Genomic DNA, 11,847 nt, shown 5'->3' with positions numbered 1-11,847 from the left:
GCCGCCAGGCGTAGGGGGAGGGTCTGGTGCCGTGGATCGCAAGGCGGAGGATGGAGTCCACGCGGTGGGGGTACCACCCGGGCCGCCAGGCCCAGGGGGCCGTAGGCGACTGACGACAACGCAGCGAGCGGGCGTGGCTGGGGGCACCCCAGCGGTAGCTGGGGGAGGCACGCGAGCCCAGCAGGGTCCAAATGAGAGGGCCTAGGATGCGCGGCATGAGCTTCGGGCAGGGGGGGCCTCCGTGGGGGGCCGGTGAGGGACGGAACCAGCAGCCTTGGCAGGGCGGGGATCCGCAGGGGCAGCCGCCTTTCGGCCATGATCCGTACGGTGGCCGTGCGGGCTTCGGGGACGGTACGGCGCCGTCCGGGGCCACCCCCGACTGGGCGGCTCTCGCGGAGGCCTCCGCGGCCCGGGCCCGGCGCCGCCGGCTGCTGATGATCGGCGGCGGGGCGCTGGCGACGGTCGTGATCGCCGGGGTCGTGGCGACGGGGATCGTGATGTCCAACGACGACACCAAGGGCTCCGGGGAGGCGAAGGGCGGGGCGTCGGGCTCCTCGGCACCGGCCTCGGCCGCGCCCGGGCCCTCGTTCTCCTCCGTGGCGCCGCTGCCGCCGCCCGATCCGAACGACTTCATCGCCGACGAGAAGAAGGACCGGGCGCCCCTCACGCTGGACGGTTTCTTCCCCGGGGCGCAGATCACCGTGAACGGCCGGACCTACGCCGAGGCCGCCGCCCACTCCACGGCGGCCTGCGCGTCCGCGGCCCAGCGGGCCCTGGCGAGCACGCTCCAGGGCAGCGGCTGCGACCGGATGTTCCGGGCCACGTACCACCAGGACGGTCTGGCGGTCACCGTCGGCATCGCCGTCTTCGGCACCACGGCGGAGGCGCAGCGCGCCAAGCAGACCAGCCGCAATATCCGGCCGCTGGCCGGGAAGGGCGTCGGCAACTTCTGCCAGGGCGGCCCGGTCTGCCTGGTCACGTCCAACCAGGTCGGCCGGTACGCGTACTACACCTCCACCGGCTACACCAGTGGCAAGTCCGTCACCAGCGGCGACACCAAGGCGTACCGGCTCAACAACGACGTCGCGGACTTCGTCTTCCGGCAGATCGCCGCCCGCGGTACGGCCCAGGCCTCAGCAGCAGCCGGCGCCCCCGGCTGAGCCCAGGACGGGCAGCGAGCGCTTGTTGCGGGCCTCCCGGCTGCGGGCGGCCAGCAGTTCGTCGGCCGGATAGCCGACCTCTTCCAGGGTCAGTCCGTGCGGACGTACGACATGGACCGCGGAGTCCCGGACGCCCGCGGCCAGCACCTGCGCGGGCCACTCCACCGGCCGGTGCCCGTCGCCGACGAAGACCAGCGCCCCCACCAGGGAGCGGACCATGTTGTGGCAGAAGGCGTCGGCCCGCACGGTGGCGGTGATGATCCCGGCCGCGTCCCGCTCCCACTCCAGCCGCTGGAGGGTACGGATCGTGGTCGCGCCTTCGCGCCGCTTGCAGTAGGCGGCGAAGTCGTGCTCCCCGAGCAGCCCGCGGGACGCCTCGTTCATGGCATCCACGTCCAGTGGCCAGTCGTGCCAGAGCACATGCCCGCGCAGCAGCGGGTCGACGCCGCTCGGGTGGTCGCTGATCCGGTAGGCGTACCGCCGCCAGATCGCCGAGAACCGGGCGTCGAAGCCCGCGGGGGCCTCTTCGGCCCGCCGGATCCGGACGTCCCGCGAAAGGCGTCCGGCGAGCCGCTTCAGCAGCTTCTCGCGGTGCTCGGCCCATACCCCGGCGGGGAGGTCGACATGGGCGACCTGGCCGCGGGCGTGCACCCCGGCGTCCGTACGGCCGGCGACGGTCAGCTCGTACGTCTCCGCCGACCTGGTCACCGTGCGCAGCGCGTCTTCGATCTCGCCCTGTACGGTCCGGCGGCCCCCGGCCTGCTTGGCCCAGCCGGAGAAGGCGGTGCCGTCGTACGACAGGTCGAACCGCACCCGTACCCGCCCGGCCGGAACGCCGTAGCCGTCATCAGTCACGTGAAGATCCTCGTCTCAAACAGCTCGAAACAGCTCCCGGCAGACGGAACGGGCCCGCTCCCCCGAGGGGGAACGGGCCCGTCCACCAGCCATGGGAACGCGATCGGCAGAACCGATCAGGCGTCCTTGGACTCCTCGGCGGCCTCGGCGGCCGGCTTGGCGTCCTCGACCGGAGCGGCGTCCTCGGCCTCGGCGGACTCCTTCTTCAGGGCGTCCTCCTTGACCGCGCGCTTGGTGGCGGCCTCGGCCTCGTCGACCGTGGCCTTCTTCGCGATCTCGCCCTCTACGAGCTCGATCACGGCCATCTTCGCGTTGTCACCACGGCGGTTGCCGATCTTGGTGATCCGGGTGTAGCCACCCGGGCGCTCGGCGTAGCGCGGGGCGATCTCGGTGAAGAGCGCGTGCACGATGCCCTTGTCCGTGATCGTCTGAAGAACGAGACGACGGTTGTGGATGTCGCCCTTCTTCGCCTTGGTGATCAGCCGCTCGGCGACCGGACGCAGGCGGCGGGCCTTCGCCTCGGTCGTGGTGATCCGGCCGTGCTCGAACAGCGACTTCGCGAGGTTCGCGAGGAGCAGCCGCTCGTGCGCAGCGCTGCCGCCCAGACGGGCGCCCTTGGCGGGCTTCGGCATGGTGTTTCTCCTTCAATCTGCACCGGCCGTATCAGGTACCGATGTCAGGACCCCACAGGCGGCCGCCTGCGGGCAGTGTGTGTGCCCCGCGAGAAGCGGGGGTTCCTGCGCCCGTCACGGGCGCAGGAGGGTGTGCCCCGATAGGGGCGCTGGGGGTCCCCCCACGCCCCTGGGCGTAGGGGGCGGAACTGCGCGACCAGCCACAGCCGACGCGCAGTCGCTCACCGGGCGACCGGGCCACGATCTCCCGTAGATCACCTGGCCCCGGCGGAGCCGACTAGTACTGCTCGGTCTCCACGAAGCCCGCGTCCGCGTCGTCGTCCGCCCCGAAGGCGTCAGCCGCAGCGGTCGGGTCGAATCCGGGCGGGCTGTCCTTGAGCGCCAGGCCCATGCCGGCCAGCTTCGCCTTGACCTCGTCGATCGACTTCGCGCCGAAGTTGCGGATGTCGAGGAGGTCCGCCTCGGAGCGGGCGACGAGCTCGCCCACCGAGTGGATGCCCTCGCGCTTGAGGCAGTTGTAGGAGCGGACGGTGAGTTCCAGCTCCTCGATCGGCAGGGCCAGGTCCGCGGCGAGCGCGGCGTCCGTCGGGGACGGGCCCATGTCGATGCCCTCGGCGTCGATGTTCAGCTCACGGGCGAGACCGAACAGCTCGACCAGGGTCTTGCCCGCGGAGGCCATGGCGTCGCGGGGACGCATCGCCTGCTTCGTCTCGACGTCGACGATCAGCTTGTCGAAGTCGGTGCGCTGCTCGACTCGGGTCGCCTCGACCTTGTAGGTGACCTTGAGGACCGGCGAGTAGATGGAGTCGACCGGGATCCGGCCGATCTCCTGGCCGACCTGCTTGTTCTGCACGGCGGAGACATAGCCGCGACCGCGCTCGACGGTCAGCTCCATCTCCAGCTTGCCCTTGCCGTTGAGGGTGGCGAGGACGAGGTCGGGGTTGTGGACCTCGACACCGGCCGGGGGCGCGATGTCGGCGGCGGTGACCAGACCCGGGCCCTGCTTGCGCAGGTACATCACGACCGGCTCGTCGTGCTCCGAGGAGACGACGAGCTGCTTGATGTTGAGGATCAGGTCGGTCACGTCCTCCTTGACGCCCGGCACGGTGGTGAACTCGTGCAGGACACCGTCGATACGGATGGACGTGACGGCCGCACCCGGAATCGAGGAGAGGAGGGTACGGCGGAGGGAGTTGCCGAGGGTGTAGCCGAAGCCCGGCTCCAGCGGCTCGATCACGAACCGGGAGCGGTACTCGTCGACGACCTCTTCGGTCAGCGAAGGACGCTGAGCGATCAGCATGCGGATCGTTCCTTCAGTCGGGGGCGTCCGCTATATGACGCCCGACAGGATGGTGCGTAAAACAGGGTACGGGCGGTACGCCCCCCGAAGGGGGCGCACCGCCCAAAAGCCCAGCTCAAGCGGTGTCGGCCGCGACACCGCTCAGGGTGTGCCCGCAGTGGACGGCGAACCGTCCCCGGGCACGACGCCCCGCGTCAGACGCGGCGGCGCTTCGGCGGACGGCAGCCGTTGTGGGGCGTCGGGGTGACGTCCTGGATGGAGCCGACCTCCAGGCCGGTGGCCTGGAGCGAACGGATCGCGGTCTCACGGCCGGAGCCGGGACCCTTGACGAAGACGTCCACCTTGCGCATGCCGTGCTCCTGCGCGCGGCGCGCGGCCGACTCGGCGGCCATCTGCGCGGCGAACGGGGTCGACTTGCGCGAGCCCTTGAAGCCGACGTGGCCGGCGGAGGCCCAGGAGATCACGTTGCCGGACGGGTCCGTGATCGAAACGATCGTGTTGTTGAACGTGCTCTTGATGTGCGCGTGGCCGTGAGCGACGTTCTTCTTTTCCTTGCGGCGCACCTTCTTGGCAGCGCCCTGACGTCCCTTGGGGGGCATCTCTTAACTCCTACGGGAGGTGGTCGGTCCTACAGCGAAGACCGCTGATGAGCGTCCGCTGTGGACTACTTCTTGCCCGGCTTCTTCTTACCGGCGATGGCGCGACGCGGGCCCTTGCGGGTACGGGCGTTCGTGCTGGTGCGCTGGCCGTGGACCGGCAGACCGCGGCGGTGACGCAGACCCTGGTAGCAGCCGATCTCGACCTTGCGGCGGATGTCGGCCTGGATCTCGCGGCGGAGGTCACCCTCGGTCTTGAGGTTGTTGTCCACGTACTCGCGGATCTTGACCAGGTCTTCCTCGGCCAGGTCACGAACGCGGGTGTTCGGGTTCACACCGGTGGCGGCGAGGGTCTCCTGCGCCAGGGTGCGGCCGATACCGAAGACGTAAGTGAGTGCGATCTCCACACGCTTTTCACGCGGGATGTCGACACCGGAAACGCGTGCCATTCAATGGCTCCTGTGTACTCGGGGGTCTTCCGCAGTGCCGTTCCCGACCGCCGACCATCCGTGGCGGATGGTGGTACGTCCGGGTCCCCGGCCCCCGCCGGAGGTGTCGCCGGCCCTGACGGGCTGGGCGGACTCTGCGTATGAACGATGTGTTGCTCGCGTCGCGCGAAGTACTGCGAAGTGCGGGTCGGCGTGCGTCAGCCCTGGCGCTGCTTGTGGCGCAGGTTGTCGCAGATGACCATGACCCGGCCGTGACGGCGGATCACCTTGCACTTGTCGCAGATCTTCTTGACGCTCGGCTTGACCTTCATGGGTGTGAGGTTCTCCGGGTCAGTGCCACCACCCCGCGGCTGAGCGGGGTCGGGACAAGATCTACTTGTAGCGGTAGACGATCCGGCCACGCGTCAGGTCGTACGGAGACAGCTCCACGACGACCCGGTCGTCCGGGAGGATACGGATGTAGTGCATCCGCATCTTGCCGGAGATGTGCGCGAGGACCTTGTGACCGTTCTGAAGCTCCACCTTGAACATGGCGTTCGGGAGGGACTCGATCACGGTGCCCTCGATTTCGATGGCACCTTGCTTCTTGGCCACGCTTCGCCCTTCGAATCGGCTACCTTGATCGACTTCCGTTCCCCATATGGTGCGCGCACGCAGACACACGGGTACATGGGAGCCGACGCATCAGTCTACGTCAGGGCCTCGGAAAAGACGAATCCAGGGAGTTTGCCCAGTCGCCATGATCCTTACGCCCCTTTTTCCCTCGGTCGGCCGAGGGCAGTCGGCCGTCGAAAGCAGCCTGACCGCGCCCCGCCACCGCTCCGCCGGGGCGGGCGCCGTCAGCCGTCGAGCGGGTCCGGCGCCGCCGTGATGCCCAGCTCGGCCAGCTTCGCCCGGCCGCAGTCCGGGGCGGTGAGTACCAGCGGGCCCTCCTCGGTGACCGCCACCGAGTGCTCCCAGTGCGAGGACCAGGTGCCGTCCGTGGTGATCACGGTCCAGTCGTCGGCGAGGACCTCGGTCTTGGGGGTGCCGAGGGAGACCATCGGCTCGATGGCCAGACAGAAGCCCGGCACCAGCCGGGGACCCTTGCCCCGCTTGCGGGAGACGTAGTTCAGCAGGTGGGGGTCCATGTGCATCTCGGTGCCGATGCCGTGGCCGCCGTAGTCCTCGATGATCCCGTACCGGCCGCCGCCCGGCTTGGGCTGGCGGCGGATGTAGGTCTCGATGGCGCGGGACACGTCCACCAGCCGGTTGCCGTTCTTCATCGCGGCGATCCCGGCCCACATGGACTCCTCGGTCACCCGGGAGAGCTCGACCAGCCGCGGATCGTGACCACCGCCCACGAACGCCGTGTACGCGGCGTCACCGTGCCAGCCGTCCACGATCGCGCCCGCGTCGATGGAGATGATGTCGCCGTCCTTGAGGACCGTCTTGTCGTCCGGGATGCCGTGGACGACGACCTCGTTGACCGAGGTGCAGATGGTGGCGGGGAAACCGCCGTAGCCCAGGAAGTTCGACTTCGCACCGTGGTCGGCGATCACCTTCCGGGCGACCTCGTCGAGATCCCGGGTGGTGGCCCCCGGAACCGCGGCCTCCCGGGTGGCCGCGTGGATGGCGGCGACGACCAGCCCCGCCGCGCGCATCTTCGCGATCTGCTCCGGGGTCTTGATCTGCACCATGCCCGTTTCCTTGCCTCTCACCGATCTCGTGGCTCTCGCTCAACACTACGGCCGCGGCGTCCATCGGACACCGCGGCCGTTCAGCGTACTGCTCCGTACCGCCTTCGCAGGGGGCGGTCAGTCCTTCTTGCCCAGGGCCTCCATCGCCCGTCCGGTCACCTCGGTGACCGGACCGAGCGCCGAGATCGTCACCACGAGGCCCTGACCCCGGTAGTAGTCGATGATCGGCTCGGTCTGGGCGTGGTAGACCTCCAGGCGCTTGCGGACCGTCTCCTCGGAGTCGTCGTCGCGCTGGTAGAGGTCGCCGCCGCAGGTGTCGCAGACACCCTCCGCCTTCGGCGGGTGGTACGTCACGTGGAAGACGTGACTGGAGTCGTTCCGGCAGATCCGGCGGCCGGCGATCCGCTTGACCACCTCGTCCTCGGGGACTTCCAGATCCAGCACCGCGTCCAGGGTCATGCCCTCGGACTTCAGCATCGCGTCCAGCGACTCGGCCTGGGAGAGGTTGCGCGGGAAGCCGTCGAGGAGGAAGCCCCTCGCGGCGTCCGGCCGGCCCATGCGTTCCTTGGCCATGCCGATGGTCACCTCGTCGGGGACCAGCTCTCCCGCGTCCATATAGGACTTCGCCTGGCGCCCGAGATCGGTGCCCTGGCTGATGTTGGCGCGGAAGAGGTCGCCCGTGGAGATGTGCGGGATCGACAGGTTCTCGGCAAGGTACGCAGCCTGCGTTCCCTTGCCGGCCCCGGGAGGTCCGACGAGGACGATTCGCATCAGCGGAGGAACCCTTCGTAATTGCGCTGCTGGAGCTGGCTCTCGATCTGCTTCACGGTCTCCAGACCCACACCCACGATGATGAGGATGCTCGTCCCGCCGAACGGGAAGTTCTGGTTCGCGCCTCCGAAGCCCGCCAACGCCATCGTCGGGACAAGAGCAATCAGACCCAGGTACAGCGAGCCCGGCCAAGTGATCCTGTTGAGCACGTAGCTCAGATACTCGGCAGTCGGTCGACCAGCCCGGATACCCGGGATGAAACCACCATACTTCTTCATGTTGTCCGCTACGTCCTCGGGGTTGAACGAGATGGCGACGTAGAAGAACGCGAAGAAGACGATCAGAAGGAAGTAGGTAGCGATGTAGTACGGATGGTCGCCCTTGACCAGGTGCGCTTCGATCCACGTCTTCCAGGACGAGGTTCCGCTGGAGAACTGTGCGATCAGCGCCGGAATGTAGAGCAGCGAAGAGGCGAAGATGACCGGGATCACACCGGCCTGGTTCACCTTGAGGGGGATGTACGTCGAGGTCCCGCCGTACGAACGGCGTCCGATCATCCGCTTGGCGTACTGCACCGGGATCCGGCGCTGGGCCTGCTCGACGAAGACCACCAGGGCCACCATCACGAAGCCGATGAGGATGACCGTGCCGAACTCGATCCAGCCGTCGGCGAGCTTGCCGCTCTCCTTGATGGCCCAGAGGGAGCCGAGGAAGCCGGCGGCGATGGAGATGAACATCAGGATGGACATACCGTTGCCGATACCGCGGTCGGTGATCAGCTCACCGAGCCACATGACGGCCGCGGTGCCCGCGGTCATGGTCACGACCATCACAATGGTGGTGAAGATCGACCGGTCGGGGACGATCTGGGTGCCGACGGAGCAGCCCTGGAACAGCATGCCGCTACGGGCGGTCGCCACCAGGCCGGTGCCCTGGAGCACGGCGAGCGCGACGGTCAGATAACGGGTGTACTGGGTGATCTTCGCGGTGCCGGACTGGCCCTCCTTCTTGAGGGCTTCCAGTCGCGGAATCACCACGGTGAGCAGCTGGAGAATGATGCTCGCCGTGATGTACGGCATGATGCCGAGGGCGAAGATCGTGATCTGCAGCAGCGCTCCACCGCTGAGCATGTTCACCAGGCCGAACAGGCTGTTGTTGCTCTCGGCCGCCTGATCCACACAGATCTGGACCTTGTTGTAGTCGACTCCCGGAACCGGGACGTGCGACCCAAGCCGGAACAGCACGATGATGCCGAGCGTGAAGAGCAGCTTCTTGCGCAGGTCGGGCGTCTTGAACGCTCGGGCGAACGCGGTGAGCACGGTGCCTCCTGCGACCCCCGCGCTACTGCGTCAGAGGTGACGGTCTTGAGGATCGACGGATACTTGTCAGTTGACTAACAGCGATCCGCGCGGCCAGGTTCCCGGTGGGAAGCCGACCGTGCGGATTTCTTCACAGCAGTGTGACGCCGCCACCTTACCGGCGAGGGCGCCACCCTAGGAACGACCAACCGGGGATGCCCCTTTTGGGAGGCATCCCCGGTCGATGATTCAGTCTTCAGCCACGGAACAGGTCTCAGACCAGTTCGGTGACGGAACCGCCGGCAGCGGTGATCTTCTCCTTGGCGGAGCCGGAGACGGCGTCGACCGTCACCTGCAGCGCCACGGAGATCTCGCCCTGGCCGAGCACCTTGACGAGCTGGTTCTTGCGAACGGCGCCCTTGGCGACCAGATCGGCAACCGTGACCTCGCCACCCTGCGGGTAGAGCGCGGCCAGCTTGTCGAGGTTCACGACCTGGTACTCGGTGCGGAACGGGTTCTTGAAGCCCTTCAGCTTCGGAAGGCGCATGTGGAGGGGCATCTGCCCACCCTCGAAGCGCTCCGGAACCTGGTAGCGGGCCTTGGTGCCCTTGGTACCACGACCGGCCGTCTTACCCTTGGACGCCTCACCACGACCGACACGAGTCTTCGCGGTCTTGGCGCCCGGGGCGGGACGGAGGTTGTGGACCTTCAGCGGGTTCTGCTCCGCCATATCAGTCGACCTCCTCGACCGTCACGAGGTGGCGGACGGTGTGCACCATGCCGCGGAACTCGGGGCGGTCCTCCTTGACAACCACGTCGTTGAGCTTCTTCAGCCCGAGCGAACGCAGGGTGTCGCGGTGGTTCTGCTTGCTGCCGATGTACGACTTCGTCTGCGTGATCTTGAGGCGGGCCATTACGCACCCGCTCCCGCACGTGCACGCAGGAGAGCCGCGGGGGCGACGTCCTCAAGGGGCAGACCGCGGCGGGCCGCGATCTCCTCGGGACGCTGCAGGCCCTTGAGGGCCGCCACGGTCGCGTGCACGATGTTGATCGCGTTGTCGGAGCCGAGCGACTTCGACAGGATGTCGTGAACTCCGGCGCACTCCAGGACGGCGCGCACCGGACCACCGGCGATAACACCCGTACCGGGGGAAGCAGGCTTCAGCAGGACGACGCCCGCAGCCTTCTCGCCCTGGATGGGGTGGGGGATGGTGCCCTGGATACGGGGGACCTTGAAGAAGTGCTTCTTGGCCTCCTCAACACCCTTGGCGATGGCGGCCGGCACCTCCTTGGCCTTGCCGTAACCGACACCCACGGTGCCGTCACCGTCGCCCACCACGACCAGCGCGGTGAAGCTGAAGCGACGACCACCCTTCACAACCTTGGCGACGCGGTTGATCGCGACGACACGCTCGACGTACGCGGTCTTCTCGGCGGCAGCTGCGCCACCGTCGCGACCCTTCCGGTCCCGCCGCTCGCCGCCACCGGCACCGCTTCCGCGGCGCTGGGGTCCAGCCATTGGAATTACCTCTCTCTGTTACGTCCGCTAGCTCCGGAACCGGGGCTCAGAACTTCAGCCCGGCCTCGCGGGCGGCGTCGGCCAGAGCGGCAATCCGCCCGGCGTACTGGTTGCCACCGCGGTCGAACACGACGGCCTCGACACCGGCAGCCTTGGCGCGCTCGGCGACCAGGGCGCCGACCTGCTTGGCCAGGGCGCTCTTGTCGCCCTCGCCGCCGCGGATCGAGGTGTCCAGGGTCGACGCCGACGCGAGCGTGTGGCCCGCGAGGTCGTCGATGACCTGCGCCACGATGTGGCGGTTGGAACGCGTCACGACCAGGCGCGGCCGCTCCGGCGTACCGGAGATGCGCTTGCGGACGCGGATGTGGCGGCGCTTGATGGCGGCGCGCTTGTACGCGTCACCCTTGGCGATCTTCACACCGTATGCCATGGCTTACTTACCCGCCTTTCCGACCTTGCGGCGGATGACCTCGCCCGCGTACTTGACGCCCTTGGCCTTGTACGGGTCGGGCTTGCGCAGCTTGCGGATGTTAGCGGCGACCTCGCCGACCTTCTGCTTGTCGATGCCCTCGACCGAGAACTTGGTCGGCGACTCGACCTTGAAGGAGATCCCCTCGGGGGCCTCCACCAGGATCGGGTGGCTGTAGCCGAGCTGGAACTCCAGGTTGGAGCCCTTCGCGGCCACGCGGTAACCGACACCGCTGATTTCGAGCGCCTTGGTGTATCCCTGGGTCACACCGGTGATCATGTTCGCCACCAGCGTGCGGGACAGGCCGTGAAGGGCCTTGTTCTGACGCTCGTCGTTGGGGCGGGTGACGGCCAGAACGCCGTCCTCACCCTTCGCGATCTCGATGGGTGCCGCAATGGTGTGCGTGAGGGTGCCCTTGGGCCCCTTCACCGCGACCGTGCGGCCCTCGATGGTGACGTCCACACCGGCGGGAACCTGGATGGGGAGCTTGCCGATACGCGACATTGCTTTTCCTCCGTTCCCGAACTACCAGACGTAGGCGAGGACTTCCCCACCCACGCCCTTCTTCTGCGCCTGCTGGCCGGTCAGGAGGCCGTGCGACGTGGAGATGATCGCCACGCCGAGACCGCCCAGAACCTTGGGCAGGTTGGTGGACTTCGCGTACACACGGAGACCCGGCTTCGAGATCCGCTTGATGCCCGCGATGGAGCGCTCACGGTTCGGGCCGAACTTGAGCTCCAGGACGAGGTTCTTGCCGACCTCGGCGTCCTCGACCTTCCAGCCCGTGATGAAGCCCTCCTGCTGGAGGATCTCCGCGATGTGCGACTTGATCTTGCTGTGCGGCATCGTCACGGAGTCGTGGTACGCCGAGTTCGCATTCCGCAGACGCGTCAGCATGTCTGCGATGGGATCAGTCATGGTCATGAATTGGCCTTCGGCCTCTCTCGCCGGGGTTTCCTGTATGCGCCATCCCTCTCCCCACACAGGGGCGGGACGGGTGCGGCGCGGGGACCTACGGCGTAGTAAGTCGTACGGGCGGCAGGCGCCCAACCCTCCTAGCCTAAGCCATGGAGGGATGGGCTCCCACCAACCCTTTGCTTACCGAGAGACTCCGGTCAT

17 protein-coding genes are annotated in these 11,847 nt (G+C 67.9%); 1 reads left to right on the top strand and 16 read right to left on the bottom strand.

Features of this window, described 5'->3' with window-relative positions:
- The first annotated feature begins 215 nt into the window (after positions 1 to 215).
- Positions 216 to 1,160, top strand: coding sequence for a hypothetical protein (locus B7R87_RS20240; protein WP_006347211.1), 945 nt, complete (start codon positions 216 to 218; stop codon positions 1,158 to 1,160).
- Here B7R87_RS20240 and truA read toward each other — a convergent pair.
- From truA to rpsH, 16 genes are all read right to left on the bottom strand, one after another.
- Positions 1,134 to 2,015: a tRNA pseudouridine(38-40) synthase TruA gene (gene truA, locus B7R87_RS20235; RefSeq protein ID WP_006347212.1), complete on the bottom strand. Its 882-nt coding sequence runs from the start codon at positions 2,013 to 2,015 to the stop codon at positions 1,134 to 1,136. The two genes, B7R87_RS20240 and truA, sit on opposite strands and share 27 nt — an antisense overlap.
- A 116-nt stretch (positions 2,016 to 2,131) precedes the next feature.
- Positions 2,132 to 2,647, bottom strand: coding sequence for a 50S ribosomal protein L17 (gene rplQ / locus B7R87_RS20230; RefSeq protein WP_006347213.1), 516 nt, complete (start codon positions 2,645 to 2,647; stop codon positions 2,132 to 2,134).
- Positions 2,648 to 2,924: 277 nt separating this feature from the next.
- A complete protein-coding gene (locus tag B7R87_RS20225) occupies positions 2,925 to 3,947 on the bottom strand; it encodes a DNA-directed RNA polymerase subunit alpha (RefSeq protein WP_003956430.1) in 1,023 nt (340 codons plus the stop codon).
- A 194-nt stretch (positions 3,948 to 4,141) separates the two neighbouring features.
- Positions 4,142 to 4,546 carry a 30S ribosomal protein S11 gene (gene rpsK / locus B7R87_RS20220; RefSeq protein WP_003956432.1) on the bottom strand — a complete coding sequence of 135 codons (405 nt, stop codon included), beginning with the start codon at positions 4,544 to 4,546 and terminating at the stop codon, positions 4,142 to 4,144.
- A gap of 65 nt (positions 4,547 to 4,611) precedes the next feature.
- A complete protein-coding gene (gene rpsM, locus B7R87_RS20215) occupies positions 4,612 to 4,992 on the bottom strand; it encodes a 30S ribosomal protein S13 (RefSeq protein WP_006347214.1) in 381 nt (126 codons plus the stop codon).
- A gap of 197 nt (positions 4,993 to 5,189) precedes the next feature.
- Complete coding sequence (gene rpmJ, locus B7R87_RS20210) at positions 5,190 to 5,303, bottom strand: 50S ribosomal protein L36 (protein ID WP_003956441.1); 114 nt, start codon at positions 5,301 to 5,303, stop codon at positions 5,190 to 5,192.
- 61 nt (positions 5,304 to 5,364) lie between these two features.
- Positions 5,365 to 5,586: a translation initiation factor IF-1 gene (gene infA / locus B7R87_RS20205; protein WP_003956442.1), complete on the bottom strand. Its 222-nt coding sequence runs from the start codon at positions 5,584 to 5,586 to the stop codon at positions 5,365 to 5,367.
- 245 nt (positions 5,587 to 5,831) lie between these two features.
- Positions 5,832 to 6,671 carry a type I methionyl aminopeptidase gene (gene map, locus B7R87_RS20200; RefSeq protein ID WP_006347215.1) on the bottom strand — a complete coding sequence of 280 codons (840 nt, stop codon included), beginning with the start codon at positions 6,669 to 6,671 and terminating at the stop codon, positions 5,832 to 5,834.
- A 117-nt stretch (positions 6,672 to 6,788) separates the two neighbouring features.
- Positions 6,789 to 7,442 (bottom strand): adenylate kinase, encoded by a 654-nt coding sequence (locus tag B7R87_RS20195; RefSeq protein ID WP_006347216.1) that lies wholly within the window; start codon positions 7,440 to 7,442, stop codon positions 6,789 to 6,791.
- Positions 7,442 to 8,761: a preprotein translocase subunit SecY gene (gene secY / locus B7R87_RS20190; RefSeq protein WP_006347217.1), complete on the bottom strand. Its 1,320-nt coding sequence runs from the start codon at positions 8,759 to 8,761 to the stop codon at positions 7,442 to 7,444. The genes B7R87_RS20195 and secY overlap by 1 nt, the downstream gene beginning before the upstream one ends.
- A 253-nt stretch (positions 8,762 to 9,014) precedes the next feature.
- Positions 9,015 to 9,470 (bottom strand): 50S ribosomal protein L15, encoded by a 456-nt coding sequence (gene rplO, locus B7R87_RS20185; protein ID WP_006347218.1) that lies wholly within the window; start codon positions 9,468 to 9,470, stop codon positions 9,015 to 9,017.
- A 1-nt stretch (position 9,471) separates the two neighbouring features.
- Entirely contained in the window at positions 9,472 to 9,654 is a 183-nt protein-coding gene (gene rpmD, locus B7R87_RS20180; protein WP_006347219.1) for a 50S ribosomal protein L30, read from the bottom strand.
- Positions 9,654 to 10,259: a 30S ribosomal protein S5 gene (gene rpsE / locus B7R87_RS20175; RefSeq protein ID WP_005313527.1), complete on the bottom strand. Its 606-nt coding sequence runs from the start codon at positions 10,257 to 10,259 to the stop codon at positions 9,654 to 9,656. The genes rpmD and rpsE overlap by 1 nt, the downstream gene beginning before the upstream one ends.
- A 46-nt stretch (positions 10,260 to 10,305) precedes the next feature.
- A complete protein-coding gene (gene rplR / locus B7R87_RS20170) occupies positions 10,306 to 10,689 on the bottom strand; it encodes a 50S ribosomal protein L18 (protein ID WP_006347220.1) in 384 nt (127 codons plus the stop codon).
- Between the two features lie 3 nt (positions 10,690 to 10,692).
- A complete protein-coding gene (gene rplF / locus B7R87_RS20165; RefSeq protein WP_006347221.1) occupies positions 10,693 to 11,232 on the bottom strand; it encodes a 50S ribosomal protein L6 in 540 nt (179 codons plus the stop codon).
- A 21-nt stretch (positions 11,233 to 11,253) separates the two neighbouring features.
- A complete protein-coding gene (rpsH, locus tag B7R87_RS20160; protein ID WP_006347222.1) occupies positions 11,254 to 11,652 on the bottom strand; it encodes a 30S ribosomal protein S8 in 399 nt (132 codons plus the stop codon).
- Between the last annotated feature and the right edge of the window lie 195 nt (positions 11,653 to 11,847).

Source organism: Streptomyces tsukubensis, assembly GCF_003932715.1.
GTDB classification, from domain to species: domain Bacteria; phylum Actinomycetota; class Actinomycetes; order Streptomycetales; family Streptomycetaceae; genus Streptomyces; species Streptomyces tsukubensis.
Note: the sequence above shows the minus strand (reverse complement) of the source record. Positions and strands in the feature narration are given on the sequence as shown.